The following is a 23069-nucleotide window of genomic DNA, read 5'->3' as shown; positions in this document are numbered from 1 at the left end:
ACCGAGACATCCGCTGGAATCCGCATTCCCGCCTCTGTCGCTGCCTTCATCGCACCGATGGCCATGTCGTCGTTGCAGCAAAACACCGCAGTTGGCCGCTCCGGCAACGCCAGCAACTTGTGCATCGCCAGATAACCGCTCTCCACGTCGTAGCGGCCCTCGACAAGCCATTCCTCCCGTACGGCCAAGCCCGCATCCTTCATCGCCCGCAAATACCCTTCCTTGCGCTCCTGCGTCGACTTATAGCCGGCAATTCCCTCTACCAGGCCAATGCGCGTATGCCCGCAGCCCGCCAAGTATCGCGTCAACTCGTAAGCCCCTGCCCGGTCATTGGACACGAAATTGACGATGGTCGGATCGTCCGCATTCCGATTCAGCACGACCAGAGGAATTCCTTGCTCCCGCACATGACGAATAAATGTGTCGTCACGCTCACTTTGGCTCATGAGCAGGATACCGTCGAACCGCCGCCGATGGATTGAGCTAAAGTCCTCAAAATCGTCGATCCCCCGCAGAAACAAGTTGTACTGGACGCCAACCTCCTGACTCACACCGCGGATCGCCTCGGCCAAGAAGCTGGAGGAAGTCCCTTGAACCATACTCGTAAAAAACAATCCAATCGTATGCGAACGCTGCAGCACTAAACTTTTGGCATTATAATTCGGCACGTAGTTCAGCTGCTCAGCAATCTCCATAATCTTGCGTTTGGTCTCCTCTTTAATCAGCGGGCTGTTGTTCAACGCCCGGGAAACCGTCATATGCGAGACATTCGCCAGCTTGGCGATGTCTTTGATCGTAGCGGACATGAAGCAGCGTCAATCCTTTCTATGCCTCAGGAAAAGCAAAATACCGCTTAGCATTGCCGTAGCAAATATCCGTGACGATCCGGCCCAGCAGAGCATAGTCCTCCGGCGCCTCGCCGCGCTCCACCCAATCGCCAAGCACGTCGCATAAGAGGCGGCGGAAGTATTCATGCCGCGTATAGGACAGGAAGCTGCGGGAGTCCGTCAGCATCCCGATGAACTGCGACAACACGCCGAAGTTGGCCAGCGTGTGCATCTGCTGAATCATACCGTCCTTGTTGTCGTTGAACCACCAAGCGGTGCCAAATTGGATTTTACCAGGAACGCCGCCGCCCTGGAAGCTGCCCATGATGCTGGCGAGCGCCCAGTAATCATTGGGGTTCAGCGAATACAGGATCGTCTTCGGCAGCCCGCTCTCCTGCTCGATGGCGTCCAGCAACCGGGCCAGCGCTTCAGCCAAAGGACCGTCGTTAATCGCATCATAGCCCGTATCCGGACCCAGCCGCCGGAGCATCGCCGTATTCGTGTTCCGCAACGCATGGATATGCAGCTGCATCGCCCAGCCCCGAGCGGAGTACTCCTTGCCAAGGAACACCATCGTATACGATTTGTATTTCCGTTCCTCCTCCGGCGTCACCGAACCCTGACTCAGCGCCTTAGCAAAGATCGCTTCCACTTCCTCCAGCGTCGCTTCCTCGTATTCCAGCGTATCCAGCGCGTGGTCTGATACGCGCCCGCCGGCCTCATGGAAGAAGTCGATCCGTTCCCGTAACACATCCAACAGCGTTCCATATCCCTGAATCGACTTACCCGCCGCCGCCTCCAGCTTCGCCAGCCAAGGTTTAAAGGTATCGCGATTAATTTCCAGGAACTTGTCTGGACGGAAGCTCGGCAGCACCAACGTATCGAAGCCTTCCAGCTCCTTGATCTTCAAATGGTACTCCAGCGAATCCGCCGGATCATCCGTAGTGCAGACCACCGTCACCTTCGACTTCGTAATCAAATCTCGCGCGCCAAATCCTTCACTTTGCAGCTGGGCATTCGCTTGTTCCCAGATGACCGGTGCAGTCTCCTCATTCAGCAACTCATCAATCCCAAAAAAACGCTGCAACTCCAAGTGCGTCCAATGGTACAGCGGATTCCCCAGCAGCTGCGGCACCACCTTCGCCCAAGCGAGAAACTTATCGTAATCATCCGCCCCGCCGGTGATCCGTTCCTCGTCGATGCCGCAAGCCCGCATCACCCGCCATTTGTAATGGTCGCCGCCCAACCAAGCCTCGGTTAAGTTGCGGAACGTCTTGTTTTCGTAGATTTCCTGCGGGCTTAAATGGCAGTGATAATCGATAATAGGCAGGTCCTTCGCATACTGATGATACAATTTCTCCGCCGTCTCGCTGCCAAGCAGAAAGTTTTTCCCTAAAAATGTCTTCGCCACTTCTCATTCTCCCTTCCCTTTAATTCCGAAGTTCAACCAATTGTTAACGTTAACAATAGCCGTGATGCTTATATTGTAAACGTTTTATCAGAAAACGCAAGAGAGAATATCGGCCCTGGCCCGCAGATCACATTCAGCAAAAAAGCCCCCTCAGCCGCGAATGCAGCCAAGAGGGCATGAGCCTAGATTCGACAAAACCTCAGCGTGTGTTGAAATCAAACGGATTCGTTCCCGGCGGCAGCAGTTGGCTAAACGGGAAGTAGAATTCCGGGAAGCCAAACACGTAAGGCAAGTATTCGTATAGTTGGAAAAAGATCGTCACGCCCTCGTCCTTCACATAATACGACGGATTCGAGCCGATCGTTTTGAAGTTCCCGAAGTAACCTTCCGTCTCCTGCAGCTTCTTGGCAATTTCCGGATCCACGATGCTGCGATAATTCGGGTTTGCCCGGAGCAGCTCGTCCAGCGTCAGCAGCTTTCCGTTATCCAGCCGGAAGGTCAAGCCGTCACGTACGGTAATCCCGTGCGCACCGCCAGTGTAAGAGTACCAATCCTGATAAAGACTGAGCACCCCGTCACGGTTGTACGTCACTTTGTAAGTCCCGACATACTCATAAGGGTTCCCGCTGGGGGTTGAAGGCTGTCCCGCTTTCGCTTCCTTCAACGCATTGGCCACAAATTTCTCGGCTTTTACCTTAAACAGCTTATTGATCTTCTTCTGTACCGACTTGTGCTTTAATCCGCTCACCTGCGGATAGTCGACTTTAATCGACGCTTCGGGAATTTTCTTCACGATCGTATGATTCGTGATTTTAACGCCTTGCCGCTCCTGCACCATTGCCGAGCCTGTCTCTGGCTTCTCCCCGCTGATCTGGACCGGAGCCTGCGGCGCGGCTTCTGCCGGAACAACGGTCAAGCCGGAGATCATCAAGCCTGCGGTCATCAGCGAAGTGATCATTTTTACCGTATTACGCTTCACTTGTTATCGCCACCCTCTATCGGTTAATACCTAAATTATGACCCGGGTGGCAAAAATTCATGTACGCAAAAACGCCAGCACGCCTTCCCTCACGGAAAGCGCCTGGCGCTGTTGCAATAGGTAAGCCGATCTTACTCGCGGCCGCTCTTCAATTCGGTCCAGTACCGGTCGTACAGCTGCAGCTTATCGCCTACGTCACCCAGCCATTCAGTACGAGACAGCTCATCCTCGGACAGATTAATCATCTTGTCGTTCCGGTATTCTTCGCTGTGGAACTCCGCAGCTTTCACATTCGGATCGCTGTATCCGATTGCTTCGTAGTTCTTCGCGCTTACTTCCGGATCAAGCATGAAGTTGATAAACTTCTCAGCCAGCTCTTTATGCTTCGAATCCTTCGGAATCGCGTAGTTATCCGACCAGATCGTGCCGCCTTCCTTAGGTACCACATAAGCGACATCCGGATTGTCTTGGGCAATGTAGGAAGCGTCACCCGACCATACGGTGGCGATCCAGCCTTCTTCTTGAATCATTTTTTGCTTGATGTTGTCGGTATCGAAAGCCAGCACACTTGGCAGCAGCTTCTTCAAATCCTCCACAGCCGTCGTGATTTCACCTTCGTCGGTGGAGCTGTTGGAATAGCCGTTCTTTTTCAAGGCCATGCCAATCACTTCGCGGTTATCGTCCAGCAAAATGACCTTGCCCTTGTATTCCGGATTCCACAGGTCCTCCCAGCTGTCGATCTCGTCTTTCACGTATTTCTTGTTATACGCAATCCCCGTAACCCCCGAAGTGTATACGATCGAGTATTTGTTCCCCGGATCGTAGGAAGGGTTTTTATACGCGTCAGACACGTTCACAAAGTTCGGAATGTTGTTCATATCCAGCGGTGCCAGCAGATCCTGCTTGATCATCGTAGCCACCATGTAATCGGACGGTTGAATCAAATCGTAACCGCCGCCGCCCGCCTTAATTTTAGCCAGCAGATCCTCATTGTTGGCAAACACGTCATAATTGATTTTTACGTCAAACTCTTTCTCGAACTGCTCCAGCACTTCCTCGTCAAAGTTATCCGCCCAGCTGTAAATGTTGAGCGTCTCTTTCGACGATCCGCAACCCGACAATAGTCCGGCAACCAACATCCCTGCCAGTACGAGACCAGCCCATCTCTTTTTGTTCAATTCCCAATCTCCCTTCGATTTCGTCTTATGGAATATCAAAAATCGCCTAAAATGGCAGCACTGATTGTTTCTTCTGGCCCTTGCCGCGATTGAGTACAAATTGCGCCAGGAAGATCAAAGTGACCGTCACCAGAATCAAAATCGTACACAGTGCGTTAATTTCCGGGGAAATACCCCGTTTGACCTGCCCATAGATATATATCGGCAATGTGGTCGAATTTGGCCCGCTGACAAAGAAGCTGACCATGAAATCATCCAAAGACAGCGTAAACGCGATCAAGGCCCCGGAGATAATACCCGGAGCAATTTGCGGCAACGTCACATATCGGAAGGTTTGCCACGAGCTCGCCCCCAAATCCTGCGCCGCTTCCTCCAGTTGACCTCCCATACCGGAAAGCCGGGTGGTGACAACAACGTAGACATAGGACAAGCTGAACGTGATATGAGCGATGATGATCGTTATTTTGCCCAGCGGCATATGGAGCTGATTAAACAACACCAGCAACGACAAGCCCATGATGATATCCGGAATGATAATCGGCAAATACAGCAAGCCGCCCATCCCCGACTTCAAGCGACGTCCGATCTTCCGCATCGCCAGCGCCGCCAGCGTGCCAAGCACCGTCGAGATTACCGTTGAGACGATCGCCACGGTTAAGCTGTTGGCCAAGGCCTCCATGACATGGCGGTTATCAAACAGCGAGATGTACCAGTCGAACGTAAAGCCGCTCCAATCGGCCGCTAGCCTGGAACTGTTAAACGAATACGCAACGATAAACAGGATCGGCACATAGATGAAAATCATCATGATCAGCGAATGAACGCCGAGCAGCGGATGGCTTTTGGTTTTCATGAACGCACCTCCCGCACCCTTTGATAACGGGACGTCATCGCCCGATTAAACAGCGCAATCAGAATCAGCGAGGTGATCACGAAGATCACGGACAGCGCCGAACCAAACGGCCAGTTGCGCGCCCCAAGAAACTGACTTTGAATGATGTTGCTGATCATCGCCGATTTCGCCCCGCCGAGAATATCCGTCACGACAAACATGCCGGTCGTCGAAACGTACACCAGCACAGAACCCGTCATGATCCCCGACTTCGTTTGCGGCAGCGTAATGTGCCAGAACGCTTTCCAGCGCGACGCGCCCAAATCGCTGGCCGCCTCCAGCAGTCGTTTGTCCATCTGCTCCAACGCGACAAAGATCGGCAACACCATAAACGGAATAAACGTATACACCATACCGAGCAACACCGCGCCCTTCGTGTACAGCATCTGCAGCGGCTCAGAGATCAGTCCGATGCCAAGCAAGAACTCATTAACGATCCCTTGCGTCCGCAGCAGCAGCACCCAGGCATAGGTACGGATCAGGAAGTTGATCCAGAACGGCACGGTAATTAGCACAAGGCCCCAGGTTTGCATTCTCGGACCGGTGTTTGCGATATAATAGGCCAACGGGTAACTAAGCAATAGACATAATGCGGTCGTCAGCACGGATAACACAATCGTATCCCAATAGATGCCCAAATATAACGGGTCAAAAAATAACGCATAGGCATCCAAATTAAAGTCCAGTACCACATTGCCCAGCTCGTCACGTCCCATAAAAGAGATGCCTACGACGATCAGCATCGGCACAACTAGGAACAGGCATAACCACAGGAACACCGGCAGCATGCTTAAGCCAGATTTTTTCATGATCCGATGACCACCTCATCCTCCGGCTTCCAATCCACCCCAACCGTCTCCCCGATTTGCCACGTACGCTCATCGTTGACATCCAGCACAATGGATACGGTCATCGGTTCATTCTCCAGCTGCACGATCAGCTTATGCACGCCGCCGAGGTATTGCACGTCCATCAGCTCGCCGCTGCGCTTCGTTTCGACGCCTTCCCCGCTCTGTACGGCCTTGAGCTTCTCCGGACGCACAGCGAATAACTGCCCGTCTCGGGAGAAAATATTGTTCTCGCCCACGAAGGTGGCCGAAAACAACGTGGCCGGCTGTGCGTAAATTTCCCGCGGGGTGCCGATCTGCTCCACTCTGCCGCTGTTCATCACGACGATGCGGTCAGACATCATCATCGCTTCTTCCTGGTCATGCGTGACGTAAACGAATGTAATGCCCAAGCTGCGCTGCAGCTGCTTAAGTTCAGCCTGCAGGCTCTTACGAAGCTGCAGGTCGAGCGCGCCCAGAGGCTCATCCAATAGCAGTACCCGCGGCTTGTTGGCGATCGCCCGCGCGATGGCCACCCGTTGCTGCTGCCCGCCGGACAGCTGGTGCGGGTATCGCTTCGTGAGCGCGGTCAGTTGCGTCATTTCAACCGCCTCCCGCACACGTTCCTGTTGCTGCTTGATCGGCATCTTCTTCATCTTCAATCCAAAGGCGACATTCTCTTCCACCGTCATATGAGGAAATAAAGCATAATGTTGAAAGACAAGGTTCAAATCCCGGCGATTTGGCGGCAAATTCGTCAGGTCCTTTCCGTCCAACAGGATTTTCCCGGAGGTCGGTTGCTCGAACCCAGCGATCATGCGCAAAATCGTCGTCTTGCCGCAGCCGCTTGGGCCCAGCAAGGTGAGGAATTCCCCTTCCTTAATCGTGAGCGATAGCGGATGCAAGGCGACCTGTCCCGCAAAGTGCTTCTCCACCGCGGCCAGTTCTATCATCTTTGCATCAACTCCTTCAATGTAGGCTTGTCTTCCTAAGAAAAAAAAGCCATATCCATTGGTATGGCTTTATCGGGTACTTCGATTCATTTTTTCGCATATTCACTATACCTTGTTTTGGCGCGGGTTACAATAGTTTTGCTATAATTCCCTTGGGTTTTCAAGGAACCTCTGAGTAACTTTACTCACTGTCTCCGAGCCTCATCATTTGATCTATAACTTCAGAAATCCCCCTATTAACAGAAATCATGGTGTCTCTATATTGGGGTTGCGTAATGAATTCCCTGGGATAGCTTGTAATATTATACAAGGTTAAATCCTCCGTGGATGAAGATGCTAATAAAGGTCTTATTTTCATCAGTGAGCCTTTTACTTCCGCCCAATTTTCAGGGAATTCTGAATTATTTTGTTGACTAAATAAATATTTATTTAGAACATAGACCATCCTTTGCAAGTTCTTATTCGTTTCAACAATGTTAGTAAGTTCATAATTGTATTCTTTCCCATCCATTTTTTCCAATAATAAATCCAGTTTTGTATAATAATCAGAGCTAATTCCCATTAAAAAACCCTCTGAGAATAAGTACGCTTCCTTTGGTGTTCGATCATCATCTTCTAATTCAATTAAAAATCTATAGGTACTTAGAACGCGATCAGAATAAGTAGTAAATATATCATAAATATTTTGAGTTTCAGATTTCTTTTCTACCTTGGTTTGATCGAATATGATGTATTGGATTAAATTCGATAACAATACAACTATAGCTGTGATTAAAATCCACTTGAAATTAACATCTTTTTTCACTATTGGGAACACTTCCCTTTATTAGGAATAATAATCCAAAAAAATAAAGTAAACGGGAACAAAATCACTTCCCATTTACTTTATTATACATAAAATGTACTATTTTGAAAGTGTAACAGAGGCAGTTGCGGCCTTTGTCCAATTTTTTTCGACATCTGTTGTTGTTACTGTGTAGTTCACACCTATCTCAAGAGGACTACCCCATGTCCAGCTTGCTGTACCTGAATATTGTTCTGATTTTTGAGTTGTATCATAAGTATGAGTATACTTGGCAGCTGTTGTAGTTTGTCCTGTTGTTTTTGCAGATAATTTTGCATATGCACTTACTGTCCATGCATCTCCACCGCCCTCAAGGTTATCATAGATGTTGAAAAGTATTGTTCCTGAGTTTCTATTATCGGCATCGGCTAACCACATATTCGCAGAATTACTTGTCCCACTCGACACGTAATCAAACTTTTTAGAATCCCAGTTAATAGAAACAACGTCGTATGAAGCTGGATACAATTCATAGGTAGCATCTGCAGGAAGTGATGCTTTTTTCTCAACCTGTACCCAAGCGTAGTACCTGTCACTATCCTTCGTAATATAGTTTGTAAGTACTCTTAATTGGGGACTGAGTGCCATTGGAGTCATGCTATTAGATTCATTTCCTTTAGCATCAAAAATAACAGTATCACTTGCTAGTACTTCAATACCCTTTGATTCCAGAAATTGTATGACATCTTGTTTTGTAGCACCGTTAGTTTTCATTCGGTCAACTTGCTGTACTATTTTGCCGAAATCTTCTTCACTGCGCCCTATATCTGCACTTGCAACTCCTGAAAAACTACTGAGAATAAAAGATAAAACCAATAAAAATAAACTTAATCTTTTCATTTTTCTTTCCTCCTTAATTTTAGTATTTTATACCTGTTTCTATCTTATTTTCCCATGTTAAATTTGTCAATATTTACTATATAAATTCCTTTTTCTATCTTAATTTATGGCACACTTCTATATGGCGCCTGCCCCGTTGTCATTCAATGCCGATACCTACTAATGCAGCAAAGGACAATTTTCGATATAAACTCCACCGCCACTCTTAGGTTGAATATAAATAGCGTCGACTGTAGACAGGGTTTCAAGAATCTTCAATTGATCTGGGCTAACTATCAAATTAAATGTGTTATATCCCACTTTCTCAACAGTCATTTTATCTCCAAAGGCTTTAAAGTTAGTAAAATACAAAAATGAGCTATCACACAAACCTATGCGGTAGCTCATTAAGTAACTGATATAGATTCCCTATATGCCCTATTTCAACTCATACATCACTGTTAACGTGGTTTGCAGGTCGATTTCGCCTGGTTCCACCGGTGTGCTCACCGCAGAATCCGCTGCCGCCATTTCCATCATTTTCACGTTCTGCGTGAAGATCGGTGTGCTTGTGCTGCCTTGGCTGATGCTAAGCACAATACCCAGCTGGCGGTTGGCGGCTTTCGCGATCGAGGCGGCTTTCTTGTTCGCATCATTCATCGCTTTTTGAATCACTTGGTCTTGATACTGATCCGGATTTTCGGTGCTGAAGCGAATATTATTGATCCGGTTGGCTCCCGCCGCAGACGCCGCATCCAGCAATTGTCCTACCTTCGACAAATCCCGGTAAGTGACCTCCAGCGAATGCGAAGCGCTGTATCCCTTGATCTGTTGGCCTTCCTTGTCGCTGTACGTATAGTTCGGCTGTACGTAGAATTGACCGGTTTGAATGTCCTTGTCGGCAATCTTCCACGTCTCCTTCAGCAGCTTCGTCAGCGCAGCCACTTTAGTCGCATTGGCGCTTTGAGCCTCTTTCGCTGTCTTGGCCTCCGTCACCACGCCAATGGACAGATACGCCACGTCCGGCTTCACGGACAGCTCACCGCTACCCACCACTGTCACGACATTCTTTTGCATTTCGCCATCCGCATAAACCGGCACCGGCGCGTTAAGGGCACCGCTTACAAAGATTCCTCCGGCAATCAAGGTTCCCGCAACCAGCAAAGAAGCTGCCGGCTTCAACCAGGTTTTCATTTTTCATGACCTCCATTCTGTTTTCGGTTAAAGATTGGTAATTTTACCTTCTAAACGTAAATCGTGGACAAATGTTGCAGTATAAAGCAAAAAAGGATGATCCCGTGATCCTTCCACGGAAACATCCCCTTGTTTCGCTAAGGCTTAACCAGCGTTTACTGGTTCTCCAGCTCCTCTTTGCTGACTAAATTGATTAAAGCGTTTGCAGCCTGCTCAGCGTCCGCACCTTCCGCACTAATGTAAATCTCGGTACCTGTGCTGATTGCAAGGCTCATAATCCCCATGATGCTCTTGGCGTTCACTTTTTTATCGTCTTTCTCAACGAAAATCTCTGAAGAATATTTATTCGCTTCCTGAACGAAAAGCGCAGCCGGCCGAGCATGCAGCCCCGTTTTCAAACGAACGGTAACCGGGTGTTTAACCATGAAAACTTACCCCCTATACGAATTCAATCCATTTCGTCACATTCGTTGACATTATAATTTCTATCATTATAGCATACGGAATACAAATCACACTAGCAGCAAAACCAGATTAGCCTCCGCGAATTTTTTCAGCAAGCTCATCGATCTTGCGTAACCGGTGATTTACCCCCGATTTGCTGACGGTTCCTTTCAGCAGTTCGCCCACTTCCTTCAGGTTCATATCCGGATGAGCCAAGCGAACCTCGGCGACCTCCCGCAGCTTCTCCGGCAGGTTCTCGAGCCCAACTTCCTTCTGCAGCAGCTTGATGTTGTCAATCTGCCGGACCGCAGCGCCAATCGTTTTGTTCAAGTTGGCCGTCTCGCAGTTCACGATGCGATTGACGGAATTGCGCATGTCGCGCATAATTCGCACGTCCTCGAATTTGAACAACGCCTGATGTGCGCCGATGATGCTGAGGAGCTCGATGATTTTTTCGCCTTCTTTGATGTAGAAAATAAAGCCTTTCTTCCGCTCGATACAACGTGCGTTCAGATGAAACTCGTTCGCCAGATCGACCAGCGCCTTGCAATGCTCTTCGTACATCGAGGCGATCTCCAAATGGTAAGACGAACCCTCCGGATTGTTGACCGACCCGCCGGCCATGAACGCCCCGCGCAGATAAGCCCGCTTACAACAGTTTTTCCGAGTGAGCTCCGGATTAATCCCGGGATTAAAAATAAACCCCTCGGAGACGATTTTCAGCTCCTTTAGAATCTCCTCCACCCGGGCCGGAATGCGAACGATGTAGACATTGTTTTTCTTGAGGCGCATCTTTTTGCGGACCAGCAGCTCCGTGTGAATGTGGAAATGCTTCTTCAACAAGGAGTAGATCCGCCTTGCGATCGCGGCGTTTTCGGTGGAAATATCCAAAACGATCTTCTTGTTCGAAACCTGCACCGATCCGTTCATTCGGATGAGGGCGGATAGTTCAGCCTGCTCACAGCAGTCTGAGGCTTCGACCATCGTCAGCTCTTTTTTGGTTTGCGCCGCAAAGGACAAGAGACTCACCTCTTTCGTAAAATCCAGTTTTCTACTAGTTGGTATATATGATGGCTTAATTTATCGGCATCATGCCGCAAATATCTGCGGAACAACACCAGGGTATCGGCAATCACCTTATAGCCTTGACCCGTCACGTTATCCCAGTCCACCTGGACGGGCTTGGCGCCCTTCTCCGCGTAAAAGTCTTGAACCTGCGGTGGAATTTCGCCATCGTTCACGATAACGTAGTCGAACAAATGCTTGCCCACGTGATTATACACGGCTTGCAAATGGTCGCTGACCGTATAATCGTCCGTTTCGCCCGGTTGGGTCATGACGTTGCATATGAATATTTTGATCGCGGAGGTATTCTCCAACACGGCCTCTGCCAGCTTCGGTACAAGCAAATTCGGAATAATGCTGGTGTACAGGCTGCCCGGTCCAATCAGAATGGCGTCCGCCTCCCGAATGGCCTCTACGGCCTCCGGCAATGGCTCGACCTCCTCCGGTTCAAGGAAAATTCGCTTGATCTTGCCTCGAACCTCCGGAATCTTCGATTCCCCGGTTACGATCGTACCGTCTTCCATCTCCGCATGCAGCACGACCGCCTGACCCGCAGCCGGCAACACGCGCCCGCGTACGGCAAAGACGCGGCTCAGCTCACGCACCGCGGTCACGAAATCGCCGGAAATATCGGTAATTGCCGCTAAGATCAGATTGCCCAAGCTGTGCCCGGCCAACCCCGAACCCGATGCAAACCGGTAGTTCAGCATATCCGACAGCAACGGTTCGACGTCAGCCAGTGCCGTAAGTACGTTGCGAATATCCCCGGGCGGCGGCATTTGTAATTCATTGCGCAAGATCCCGGAGCTGCCCCCATCGTCGGCTACAGTTACGATAGCCGTGATATCGAGCGGTCTCTCTTTCAACCCGCGGAGCATGACAGACAAGCCAGTACCGCCGCCCATCACAACGATCCGCGGAACTCTTATATCCTTAGCCCGATGTATCACTAGGTTCACCTCTTAATGAGGGTTCAAAAAGGGAACAGGTTATCCTTTTGAATGTCCTCTATACTTGCAGGGGGCTTGGTTAGCGGTCCCGGCCTTCGTCGCGATGACTGACGCGAACCGTTTCCGTTTCGCTGACGCCAAGCATCTTACCCAGGTACTCGGCAATGGCAACCGAACGGTGTTTGCCGCCGGTACAGCCGATGCCGATGATGACTTGGCTTTTCCCCTCTTTATGGTATTGCGGCAGCAGGAAATGCAGCATATCCAGCAATTTAGCCAAGAATGTCTGCGTCTCCGGCCACTTCATAACATATTCATATACCTCGCTGTTTTGTCCCGTGAGCGGCCGCAGCTGCTCGATATAATGGGGATTCGGCAGGAAGCGCACGTCGAACACCAGGTCGGCATCGATCGGAATCCCGTATTTGAATCCAAACGAAGTGATGTTCACCGATAAATTGCTGCTCTCCAAATGCGAGAATCGGGAAATGATCTTCTCCTTAAGCTGTGCCGGCTTCATGTTGCTGGTATCGATCACTTGAGTTGCCGACATCCGCAGATCATCCAACATTTTGCGTTCCAGCCGGATACCGTCCAGCGGCATCCCGTCCGGGGCCATCGGATGGCGGCGGCGGCTCTCCTTATACCGCTGCACGAGGATCGAATCGGTGGCATCGAGGAACAGGATTTCACACTTAATGGTGAAATGCTCCTTAATAAAGCTAAGCGACTCCGAAAGCGCCGTGAAGAACTCCCGGCCGCGCAGGTCGATGACCAGCGCAACCTTGGCGATTTTCCCTTTGGATTGTTCAATCAATTCTGCGAATTTGGGAATCAGCACCGGAGGCAAATTATCTACGCAAAAAAATCCGAGATCCTCCAAACTGCGCACGGCCAGCGACTTGCCTGCCCCCGACATGCCCGTGATAATGATCAGATTGGCGACCGAACTTGTTTCTTTCTCCGGCATGAGTATTCCCTCCTCGCGTACTTCTCCTTGTCCATAATCTAATTGTAACGGACCGTAATGACTCTATTTCTCGATTTCCCGGCTATTTCCCACTGTAACGGACCCCAGATACCTTAAAGGGCTCTGAGAATGGCCACTGAGCAGCATTTCCCACAAATAAGGTCTCCTCAGTCCGCTAGAAACTGTCATCCGTTCACGACAGGCAAATAACGGCTCTGGTGTCCGTTAGATGCTTCGTGATGGAAAGACGACCTCTTGAACTACCTTATGATTAAGAACGGAGGAAGAGGCCAGCGGCACCGACCATTCCCGCGTCATTGCCCAAGGTTGCAGGAACGATTTGCATGCCGCGTTGCACCGGCTCCGGCGTCAATTTGGCGAATACGCTGCGAACTTCGTTAAACAGAATGTCACCGGCTTTGGACACGCCCCCGCCGATAATAAACAGCTCTGGATTCAGAACGACAGCGACAGCCGCCATCGATTTGCCCAGATAGAAGGCCGCCCGGTTCACGATGCGAATTGCCGCTTCGTCACCCGCTTTAGCTGCGTCAAACACATCCTTCGCCATAATGTTCTCCACATGAGCCAGCGAGGTCCGGTCACCGCGCGCCACAGCGTCTTTTGCCATGCGAATAATCCCCGTAGCCGAGGATACGGTTTCCAAGCAGCCCATTTGGCCGCAGCCGCAGCCGATCGCTTCCAGATCCGGAACTACAGACATATGTCCAAGCTCTCCGGCCATTCCGGAGAAGCCTTGATAAATCTTCCCGTTAATGATGATCCCGCCGCCAACGCCGGTTCCCAGCGTGTAGCATACGCAATTGTCGATGCCTTTGCCTGCACCGCCCCAAGCTTCACCAAGTGCGGCCACATTGGCATCATTGTCTATTTTGATTGGCTTGCCCAGTCGCTCCTCCAAAATGGCGCGAATCGGGAAATCCTTCAAACCTACATTCGGCGCCAAAATGATGATCCCTTCGCGGACATTCGTAAACCCGGCGACCCCGGCGCCTACCCCGGCCACCTGTTCCCAGGCGAACGGCGATTCTTCCACGACACGCCGGACGTACTTCTCGATATTCGCCACGACCGTATCCGCGCCCTTATCGACTTCGGTCGGTCCTTCGTACGTATGAAGAAGCTGCCCTTCTTCATTGCAAATGCCGACTTTGACTGCCGTACCTCCCAGGTCAACGCCAATGTAGATTTTTTCAGACATTTTCACAAGCCACCTTTTTCATAAATATATAGATCATTTACATACCTATACGTGCAAAAAGGCCATTCTCGATCCATCGCCGCTTTATTCCGCGCCATGACTGAAAACGCCTTCGCAAGTAGTTTTCTCCTACGTACCAACTATAAGCGAACCCATCGGTTCGGTCAAGAGAAGGGAAGAAACGGCAATCCCAATACCGATAAGGGATTTTGCGTAAATGACACAGATCACAGGCAAGCGTCAGCGAGTGTAGTTTCCGTTATATGAAAAAACCGGCATTCGCAAATGCAAACGCCGGATGCAAGAAGAGGAGTGAGCCATATTGGACAGGATCGAGCCGCTTTTGCTCGGAACTAGGACAAAATACGTTTCTGCCCTTGCAGCTCGCGAATAGGAGCGATGTTCTGCGTGAACTCCAGCGTTCCTAAATAACGTCCATCCTCACTGCGTACAGCGAAATAGCGGATGTACACAAATTTGTCCTTCACCGGAATCCAGAAGTCCTCGACATCCTTCCGCCCCGCCTTGAAATCCTCCAACAGCTGGTTGACGACATGGACGCTTTGCGGCGGGTGGCAATTTTGTACGGTCCGGCCAATGACCGCCTTCGTCCGGGCAAAGATGCGCTCTTTACCGTGGGAGAAATATCGGACGACATCGTTCTCATCGATAAACGTCAGATCCACTGGGAGATGGTTCATTACCGCCTCCAGCTGTTCCATCGAGAGAACGCCGGTCTCAAATTTAACGTACCCTTGCGGAACTCCTGCTTCCGTACCTGCCTGCGCGGTTCCTTCCTCTTCTTCACCCAAGGATTGCAGCGGTACGCGCTCTGGAATCCATTCGCGCTCCGGCGCGGTTAAGCAGAAGCCGATCTGATCGCTTTCCCGGGCAATGCTGACCCATTCGTCCTCCGTTAACTTCTCAAGGGCCATCGGGAGCAGAATATTTTCTTCTTTAAAAATCATCTCATTGACTTCCTTAATAATCCGTTCCAGATCCATCACTATCGTCTCCGGATCCGCGCTGCCGTCCGCCAGCTTGCCCTTCGTTTCCTTGATCATCATGCGGATGCCGTCGTCCACGCCCCACATCACCTTCGTCGGTCCGTAGATGCCGTACTTCTCCAGATACGGGAACAGCAGGTTTTCCTTACGGCTATAGTGCTTATCAAGATCCATCAGCAGGTTTAAATCCTCTAACAATTTGTATACGATCTCGCTGCTGGGGGCCTTTCGGTACTTGTCCAGATGAAGCTGAAGCTTGAAATTCACCAGCCGCTCGATCTCGCGATTTTCCAGCTTGAAGGTATGCACCGGGTGCCCCGGCTGCTCCTCCGGCTTGGACGACCGGTGAATGTCCTCGATCGAGCCCTTAAAAATCGCCGTATGCACCGAGCACAGCCGCTGAACCTCTTCGACTGGAATGCCCTCCTCATCCATCAGCGCATGCTCCATCGCAGAAATTTCCGCAACCGTCACGTCACCGACAGCCTCTTCAAACCGCGCCTTCACTTCCTCCACGCTCTTCCCCTGATGAAGCTCCTTAATAATCTCCTTTAGCATCTGCTGCCGGCGGCTTTGTTCCGGTGCGCCATACTCCCGGTTATTAATCAGTTCGCTCATCGCCTAACCCCTCCTTATAGAAATCGATCTGATTTCAGCTTCGAAATGTCCCGTTGACTTTCGTTGATAACCATTCTCAATAACAACGTAGCACAGGGAAAATCACCGACTTGTGATTGCAATCACAAATATTTCACGGAACCCCCCGTTTCTTTTTGTTCCGTCTTTTGCCAAAATAGAGTCAGGAGGAGTGTCATTATGCCTACTACACATTTGCTATATATTGAAGACGATCCCGAAATCGGGGAATGGGTCAGCTCCAACCTGGAAGCGCGCGGGTATACAGTCACCTGGCTGAAGCACGGGGATCAGGCGGTGGAGAAAGCTGTCGATTGCCAACTAGTTATCCTGGACGTAATGCTGCCAGGGTTAGACGGCTTCACGATTGGGGGACGGTTGAAGCAGAAGTATCCGAAGCTGCCGGTATTGATGCTATCGGCTCGCACTTCGATTGACGACAAACTGCAAGGATTGAAGTTTGCCGACGACTATTTAACGAAGCCGTTCCATCCGGATGAGCTCGCCGCGCGAATCGAGGTGCTGCTTCGCCGCAGCGGGGGGATTGCTGACCCGGCGCCGCTGCGGATCAAACATTTGCTTGTGTATGAGAAAGAAAACCGGATTATCCATCAGGATACCAACGAGGAGATCGTGCTGACCGGCAAGCAGTTTCATATTTTCGCCTACCTGCTGCGCCACCTCGGGCAAATCCTGACCAAGGAGCAGATCTATGAGGCGGTATGGAACGAGCCCTACCTCGACGGGGACAAAACCTTGATGGTGCATATCCGCCACCTGCGCGAGAAGCTCGAACGGGATCCTGCCAATCCTGAAGTAATCGAAACCATCCGCGGGATCGGCTATCGGGTGAGAACATGAAATTTCGTCCAGTGCGCAAGTTCCGTAAATCCCTGCTGACGCGATACGTTTTGATTTTAGGGATCGCATTTGTCTTTATTCCTGTCATGATTCCTATCAGCTTCATTGCAGCCTGGGGGGTGAATGTGCTCCTAAACCCTGACCATTACGGACACGAGATCCGTCCTTATGGCACCGGAAAACAAATTGAGGCCGCTTGGCATCAAGCGGCTGCTGAACTCAAGGGAGCTCAAGATGAGACCATCGACGCGAAGCTCAAAGAGATGAAGCAGCGGTATCCTGACGCCGCGCTGTATTGGGTCGACACCGCCGGCATGACCCGCCTGCAGCTGCCGGAACAAGCGTCGGTGCCCCCGCAATGGTCCCTAGAGGATACCATCGCCTTCATGAAGCAGCGTGTAGATGCTGATCCTTTTACGGTCGTCGCTTTTATTGGCGGGGACGAACAAGCTCAACAAGGCTTCATGGTGCTGGAGCTCCCGCGTAAATATATGGTGATTCAAAAAGGGGAGCAGTTTAGCGACAATCGCTTTTACGGCGTGTTCATCGCGATTCTGCTAGGGGCGTTCGTCTTGCTCTCCTATCTGTTCTTCAGCGATATCCGCAAGCGCCTGCTGCGCCTGGAAGCCGGCATGACCCGTCCGGGTCCCGATGGTCTGCCGTCCCCCATCGAGGAAGGGCGTCCGGACGAAATCGGCCGATTGGAGCTCGCTTTTAACCATATGGTGTTCGCCCTGAAGGACAGTCGCCAGCGGGAGCGTGAGGAAGAGGAGCTGCGCAAGAGCCTGATCAGCCACCTGTCCCATGACTTGCGGACGCCGTTAACCGTGCTGGGCAGCCATTTGTATTCGCTCCGTCAGGAATCTCTATCCGAACAGGGAAAGCAATCCCTGGCTTTGATGGAGACGAAAATCAGTGATTTATCCGGACTGATGGATCATCTGTTATCGTACAACCTGCTCTCCAGCGGACGGTATGCCATGTCCTTGGAGCGGCTGGATATCCTGCGGATCGTGCGGGAAAGTGCGGCGGCCTGGTACCCTGTCTGGGAGAAGAACGGGATTACAGCCGATATTGAGCTGCCAGAGCAGCCGATTTACTGGAACGTGGATGCCCAAGGGTTCCGCCGCGTACTCGATAACCTGTTCCAGAACCTGGTCCGCCATGCCGGATCGGGTCGGTATGCCGGGATTGCGGTAGAGCCATACGAGGGCACTACGGCTCTCACGATCAGCGACCACGGCCCTGGAATGGAGTCGGTTTCCGCAAATGGAGGCGCGGGGCTAGGCCTGCAAATCGTCGATCTGCTGCTCCGAGAAATGGGACTCACACGAGCCACCATATCCAGTGAAGCCGGAACGAAAGTGTATATTTATCCAGCGGCGAAATTGTCGTTGAAATAAGGAGAGAGACTGTCTCCAAAGCTGCTTCCTTTCCCTCGATTCGGAGGAAGTATCTCAGCGATTCGCGATGCCTTCAATGATACATTTTTGTGAGGGAGCAATCCCCGTTTTGTGTGTAAAAATGTTTCATGCCCCAAAATTAAACGAATCTTAAACTTATCCCGCCTTTGCCTTTAACCTCCGGGCGATATGATCATGACGAGGTGATAATTCGTGAGTGAAATGATCATTCAAACGGAAGGTTTAACCAAAAAATATCGCGGCCGTTACGCCGTGGACCACTTAAACCTGGAGATTGCGAAGGGGGACATCTACGGGTTCCTCGGACCTAACGGTGCAGGGAAAACCACAACAATCCGCATGCTACTGGGCTTAATTCAGCCCACTTCGGGCAGCATCCGCATCTTTGGCCGCGAGCTGCAACGCGATAAGCTGGCGATTCTGCGCCGCATCGGTTCGCTGGTCGAATCCCCGTCCTATTATGGACATTTGAGCGCCATCGACAACTTGGAAGCGATCCGCCGTATCTTGCAGGTGCCGAAATCGCGCATCGACGAGGTGCTGGATATCGTCTCGCTGTCTAGCGAAGCACGACGGCCGGTGAAGGGCTTCTCCCTGGGGATGAAGCAGCGCCTGGGCATCGCCGCATCGTTGCTGGGTAACCCTGAACTGCTCATCCTGGACGAACCGACCAACGGACTGGACCCGTCCGGGATTCATGAGATCCGCGAATTAATTAAGAGCATGCCGAAGCGTTACGGCATCACTGTGCTCGTATCCAGCCACCTGCTCGGGGAGATGGAGCTGATGGCCAGCAAAGTGGGCATTATCCGCGAAGGTCGGATGGTGTTTCAGGATACGATCGACAATCTGCGGCTTCAGGCGGCTCACGATATGGAACTCGTTGTTTCAGAGCCGGATGAAGCCCTTTGGGTAGCCCGTGATCTAGGCGCCATCGGCAAGCTGCGAAGCGGAGTTCTCTCGTTCCCGGGGATGGCTGACGCCCAGGTCGCACGCCTGGTCAAACAGCTGGTGGAGAACGGACATGCGATCTATCGCGTTGAGCAGAAGAAGAAGTCGCTGGAGGATATCTTTATGCAGGTCATTGGGGAGGGGACCGCGGTATGATGTTACGCTCCCTCTCAGCCGACTTTTTGAAGATCCGGCGTAAAGGTATCTGGTTTCTTATCTTTCTCGCTCCGCTCGGATTGGTCGCCATGCAGGCGCTCAATTTCGGGCTGCGCTACGACTGGTTGACCAAGCAATATGCCGATGACCTGTGGGGAGGTCTCCTGCAGAATATTTCCTTCTTCGTGCCGATTGCGATATATCTCGGCTGTACCTTGGTCAGCTCGCTAGTGGCGAACGTCGAACATCAGCTTAGCTCCTGGAAACAACTGCTGGCTTTGCCGATCTCACGGACCGCGGTGTATTGTGCCAAGTTCCTGTTATGCTTCCTGCTGCTGTCCGTTTCCTGCGTGCTGTTATCGGTCGTAACCGTAATTCTAGGTATCGCTCTCGGTTTCGAGGCCAGTTCCATCCCTTACGCGGATTTGGCTCGCCTTGGGTTCTATCCGTTTTTTGCCGCGTTGCCGCTGCTGGCCCTCCAGCTCTGGCTGTCGCTCTCCTATCGGAACCAGTCGTTGCCGGTATCTCTTGGCGTCACGATTTCCATCCTTTCGCCGTTTACATTGAACCTGTCCGAGTGGTTTCCACTGAACTGGCCGTTGTTCGGCTTCGAAGGACCGCACCGCGAATGGTTTGTCGCTGCCGGACTTGCCTGCGGCGCAGTTATCCTGTTGACTGGACTTGTTCATTTCAACCGAAAGGACGTGGATTAAGATGAAGACGTTCCTGAACGTACTGGCCGCAGAACGGCTCAAAATGTCACGCTCGCGCCTCTGGCTCGTCCTGCTGATCAGCCCGGCCCTGTCTGCCTTGATCGGCGCCCTGGTTAATCTGCCAAAGGGGGCTGATGCAGCAGTCTGGCCGCTCTTGATCAGCGCCATGTCGATGCTTCATGCACTACTATTTCTGCCAATCATGTCCGGCTTATTTCCGTCGTTCCTCTGCCGTTATGAGCACACGGGCGGCGGTTGGAAGCAGCTGCTGGTGCTTCCTGTCTCACGGAGCGCAGTTTATCTGGCCAAATTCACCGTCGTTGCCGTCTTATTAGCCGCCTCTCAGCTGCTCTTTCTAGCTGCCCTGTTGATTGTAGCCCTATTCCAAGGGATCTCTGGCCCAATGCCATGGGGGATGATCGCCACGAGCCTTATCGGCGGCTGGATTGCCTGTATGCCACTGGTTGCCTTACAGCTGGGCGTCTCGCTGGTGTGGTCCAGCTTCGCAGCGCCGCTTGCGGTGAACGTATCCCTGACGATTCCAAATCTGCTGATCATCAATTCAGACAAGATTGGCCCTTTCTATCCTTGGGCACAGCCGTTGCTGGCCATGATGCCGCGCGGGCAAGCGGATTACGGTGCCTTTAACCTGCCGTACGAGAGTTTGCTCATTACGGTTCTCGGCAGCTTCCTGTTGTTCCTGATCGCTGGGATGTTGTACTTCCGCCGCAAAGCGGTATAAATCAATCAAACTACATCAACCTGATCCACTGAATACAAAAAAGGCCTTGTAGATGAGCCGGATGAGCATGTTAGCCATCCAGACCCTCTACAGGCCTTCTATTTAATGGGGAGGTTATTCATCTTTCATTTGGCTTTCAAGCCAGGCAAGTGAGTTGCCCGATTATTCTTTGACGCCGCCCAACGCTACGCCGGCAATAATGTACCGGGACAGCAAGAAGTAGACAATAAACAGAGGCAACGCCGTCAAAGCCAGACCCATGTAGATCGAACCGAATTCTGTCTTGTAAATATCGCCGCGCAGCAAGCTGACCATAATCGGCATCGTATATTTACTCTTATCCGTCAACAAAATGAGCGGCATAAACAGGTTATTCCAGTTCGCAACAAAGGCGAAAATCGCTTGCGTTGCAATCGCTGGCATCATCAGCGGCAGAATGATCCGGTTAAACGTCTTGAATTCACCGGAGCCGTCAACACGCGCCGCTTCCACGATTTCAAGCGAGAGCGTACCCAGCAGGTACTGACGCATGAAGAACACAACGGCCGGAGCCGCAATAGCTGGCAAAATCAAAGGCAACAGGTTGTTGGTCCAATGAATTTTGTACATAAATTGATAGAAACCGATCGAGCTGGCCTGAGCTGGAATCAGCATGACCGCCATAATAAAGGTAAAGAACGGCTGACGCAGCTTCCAGCTATAAGCGACCAGACCATAAGCTGTCAAGGACGAAAAATAAACCGTCAACAAAGTCGCTGAACCCGAGATAATAAACGAGTTCATGAAGCCTTGAAGCGGATCAAAGCTCTTGTCCAGCAGCACCTTCAGGTTGCTCATCATATGAGTAGATGGGAGCAACGAGAGGCCCGCTTGGATTTCCGCCGTCGAACGCGTAGCGTTCACGAACATGATCCAGAATGGAAGGATGCTGAGGAGTGCCAGCAAAATACATACGACATATACGATCGTCCGATTAATTCGGAGAGCGACCGCACTGCCTTCTTTAATTTTTTCCATGGCTTACACCTCCCCTTTCATAGCTGCACGTTCTGCTTTCTTTTGTTGCTTAATCAATTTATTTAATTTCGCCGCATCCCGGTCACGCATCAAATAGAACAGGATGGCGGACAATGCAGCGGCAATGACGAACAGAATCATACTTGCGGCAGCCGCACGGTTATACATATAGCTTCCTTTAAATGCTTGCCCATAGATAAACATCGAGGTGGTCAGCGTTGAGTCGTCCGGTCCGCCTTGAAGGAACAATTGCGGAATATCGAACATCGTCAGACCGCCGATCATGGACGTAATTAACGTATATAGCATGATGGTGCGCAGACTTGGCAAGGTAATCTTGAAGAAGGTCTGCCAGCCGTTAGCTCCATCAATCGCAGCAGACTCGAAGATCGCTGGATTGATCCCCATGACACCTGCAATCAAAATAATCATCGTGTTCCCGTACCACATCCAGAATTGAATGAAGGAAACGATCCCACGTGCTGTCGTCTTATCCTGCAGGAAGAAAATTGGAGCATCCGACCAACCTAACAACTGGAACAGACTGTTTACCGGCCCCATCGGATATGCAAACAGAGAGCTAAAAAGCACTGCAATCGTACTTGCAGTGATAATATTCGGCATATAGAGCATGATCTTAAACGCGCCTTGGCCTTTAATGTTCAGACGTTTGTTCGTAAACCAGGCCGTAAGCAGCAGCGCAAGACCGATCTGCGGAATAAAGTTCACAATCCAAAGAATAAACGTATTCACAAGCGACTTCTTGAAAGAAGCATTTTCAAGGATCAGATCTTTAAAGTTCTGAAACGGATTATCGAGAATTTCCAATGGTTTAGGGATAATCCCTTGTAAGTTAGTAAAGCCAATCACGGCCGTATAGAGAATCGGATACAGTGAAAAAACCAAAAAAGCCAACACAAATGGCAACGTAAAATAGTAACCGTATCTCGAATAGTTAACACCTTTGCGGCGCATGCTTTCACCTCT

24 protein-coding genes are annotated in these 23069 nt (G+C 51.0%); 5 read left to right on the top strand and 19 right to left on the bottom strand.

Going from position 1 to position 23069, the window contains the following annotated elements:
- From RW092_RS05225 to RW092_RS05145, 17 genes are all read right to left on the bottom strand, one after another.
- The coding region (locus tag RW092_RS05225; protein ID WP_316009700.1) for a LacI family DNA-binding transcriptional regulator at positions 1–806 on the bottom strand (806 nt) is incomplete at its 3' end.
- Between the two features lie 19 nt (positions 807–825).
- The gene (gene uxaC / locus RW092_RS05220; RefSeq protein ID WP_316009699.1) at positions 826–2238 is read right to left on the bottom strand and encodes a glucuronate isomerase; all 1413 of its coding nucleotides are present in this window, start codon (positions 2236–2238) and stop codon (positions 826–828) included.
- A gap of 199 nt (positions 2239–2437) precedes the next feature.
- Positions 2438–3217, bottom strand: a complete 780-nt coding sequence (locus tag RW092_RS05215; protein WP_016314014.1) for a DUF3298 and DUF4163 domain-containing protein — start codon at positions 3215–3217, stop codon at positions 2438–2440.
- Positions 3218–3348: 131 nt separating this feature from the next.
- Complete coding sequence (locus tag RW092_RS05210; RefSeq protein ID WP_316009698.1) at positions 3349–4395, bottom strand: ABC transporter substrate-binding protein; 1047 nt, start codon at positions 4393–4395, stop codon at positions 3349–3351.
- 46 nt (positions 4396–4441) lie between these two features.
- Positions 4442–5248: an ABC transporter permease gene (locus RW092_RS05205; protein WP_016314016.1), complete on the bottom strand. Its 807-nt coding sequence runs from the start codon at positions 5246–5248 to the stop codon at positions 4442–4444.
- Positions 5245–6096, bottom strand: a complete 852-nt coding sequence (locus tag RW092_RS05200) for an ABC transporter permease (protein ID WP_016314017.1) — start codon at positions 6094–6096, stop codon at positions 5245–5247. Before RW092_RS05200 ends, RW092_RS05205 begins: the two co-directional genes overlap by 4 nt.
- On the bottom strand, positions 6093–7067 hold the full coding sequence (locus RW092_RS05195) for an ABC transporter ATP-binding protein (RefSeq protein WP_028539604.1): 975 nt from the start codon (positions 7065–7067) through the stop codon (positions 6093–6095). Before RW092_RS05195 ends, RW092_RS05200 begins: the two co-directional genes overlap by 4 nt.
- Before the next feature lie 181 nt (positions 7068–7248).
- Positions 7249–7872, bottom strand: a complete 624-nt coding sequence (locus tag RW092_RS05190; RefSeq protein WP_157273412.1) for a hypothetical protein — start codon at positions 7870–7872, stop codon at positions 7249–7251.
- 99 nt (positions 7873–7971) lie between these two features.
- On the bottom strand, positions 7972–8751 hold the full coding sequence (locus tag RW092_RS05185) for a hypothetical protein (RefSeq protein ID WP_009224991.1): 780 nt from the start codon (positions 8749–8751) through the stop codon (positions 7972–7974).
- Between the two features lie 159 nt (positions 8752–8910).
- Positions 8911–9138 carry a hypothetical protein gene (locus RW092_RS05180; RefSeq protein WP_009224992.1) on the bottom strand — a complete coding sequence of 76 codons (228 nt, stop codon included), beginning with the start codon at positions 9136–9138 and terminating at the stop codon, positions 8911–8913.
- A gap of 30 nt (positions 9139–9168) precedes the next feature.
- The gene (locus tag RW092_RS05175) at positions 9169–9924 is read right to left on the bottom strand and encodes an SIMPL domain-containing protein (protein WP_028539603.1); all 756 of its coding nucleotides are present in this window, start codon (positions 9922–9924) and stop codon (positions 9169–9171) included.
- Positions 9925–10079: 155 nt separating this feature from the next.
- Complete coding sequence (locus RW092_RS05170; RefSeq protein ID WP_009224994.1) at positions 10080–10349, bottom strand: HPr family phosphocarrier protein; 270 nt, start codon at positions 10347–10349, stop codon at positions 10080–10082.
- A gap of 109 nt (positions 10350–10458) precedes the next feature.
- Positions 10459–11388: a DNA-binding protein WhiA gene (gene whiA / locus RW092_RS05165; RefSeq protein ID WP_316009697.1), complete on the bottom strand. Its 930-nt coding sequence runs from the start codon at positions 11386–11388 to the stop codon at positions 10459–10461.
- A 5-nt stretch (positions 11389–11393) separates the two neighbouring features.
- Positions 11394–12338, bottom strand: coding sequence for a gluconeogenesis factor YvcK family protein (locus RW092_RS05160; protein ID WP_009224996.1), 945 nt, complete (start codon positions 12336–12338; stop codon positions 11394–11396).
- Positions 12339–12462: 124 nt separating this feature from the next.
- Entirely contained in the window at positions 12463–13353 is an 891-nt protein-coding gene (rapZ, locus tag RW092_RS05155; RefSeq protein WP_316009696.1) for an RNase adapter RapZ, read from the bottom strand.
- Positions 13354–13624: 271 nt separating this feature from the next.
- On the bottom strand, positions 13625–14575 hold the full coding sequence (locus RW092_RS05150; RefSeq protein WP_009224998.1) for an ROK family glucokinase: 951 nt from the start codon (positions 14573–14575) through the stop codon (positions 13625–13627).
- A gap of 353 nt (positions 14576–14928) precedes the next feature.
- The gene (locus RW092_RS05145; protein ID WP_028539600.1) at positions 14929–16200 is read right to left on the bottom strand and encodes a DUF438 domain-containing protein; all 1272 of its coding nucleotides are present in this window, start codon (positions 16198–16200) and stop codon (positions 14929–14931) included.
- A 198-nt stretch (positions 16201–16398) separates the two neighbouring features.
- Here RW092_RS05145 and RW092_RS05140 point away from each other — a divergent pair, with 198 nt between their 5' ends.
- From RW092_RS05140 to RW092_RS05120, 5 genes are all read left to right on the top strand, one after another.
- On the top strand, positions 16399–17079 hold the full coding sequence (locus tag RW092_RS05140) for a response regulator transcription factor (protein WP_028539599.1): 681 nt from the start codon (positions 16399–16401) through the stop codon (positions 17077–17079).
- Positions 17076–18482 (top strand): sensor histidine kinase, encoded by a 1407-nt coding sequence (locus RW092_RS05135; RefSeq protein ID WP_316009695.1) that lies wholly within the window; start codon positions 17076–17078, stop codon positions 18480–18482. The genes RW092_RS05140 and RW092_RS05135 overlap by 4 nt, the downstream gene beginning before the upstream one ends.
- A 213-nt stretch (positions 18483–18695) precedes the next feature.
- On the top strand, positions 18696–19610 hold the full coding sequence (locus RW092_RS05130; protein ID WP_016314026.1) for an ABC transporter ATP-binding protein: 915 nt from the start codon (positions 18696–18698) through the stop codon (positions 19608–19610).
- Entirely contained in the window at positions 19607–20323 is a 717-nt protein-coding gene (locus tag RW092_RS05125; protein ID WP_028539597.1) for an ABC transporter permease, read from the top strand. The genes RW092_RS05130 and RW092_RS05125 overlap by 4 nt, the downstream gene beginning before the upstream one ends.
- A 1-nt stretch (position 20324) precedes the next feature.
- A complete protein-coding gene (locus tag RW092_RS05120; RefSeq protein ID WP_028539596.1) occupies positions 20325–21065 on the top strand; it encodes an ABC transporter permease in 741 nt (246 codons plus the stop codon).
- Between the two features lie 162 nt (positions 21066–21227).
- Here the strand turns inward: RW092_RS05120 and RW092_RS05115 are convergent, their stop codons facing one another.
- Together RW092_RS05115 and RW092_RS05110 are read right to left on the bottom strand one after the other, a co-directional pair.
- Positions 21228–22082, bottom strand: coding sequence for a carbohydrate ABC transporter permease (locus tag RW092_RS05115; RefSeq protein ID WP_016314029.1), 855 nt, complete (start codon positions 22080–22082; stop codon positions 21228–21230).
- 3 nt (positions 22083–22085) lie between these two features.
- Entirely contained in the window at positions 22086–23057 is a 972-nt protein-coding gene (locus RW092_RS05110; protein ID WP_028539595.1) for a carbohydrate ABC transporter permease, read from the bottom strand.
- Positions 23058–23069: the final 12 nt, after the last annotated feature.

Origin of the sequence: Paenibacillus sp. 3LSP (assembly GCF_032465655.1) — a bacterium.
Classification (GTDB): Bacteria; Bacillota; Bacilli; order Paenibacillales; family Paenibacillaceae; genus Fontibacillus; species Fontibacillus barengoltzii.
This window is presented reverse-complemented; position numbering and strand designations above follow the sequence as displayed.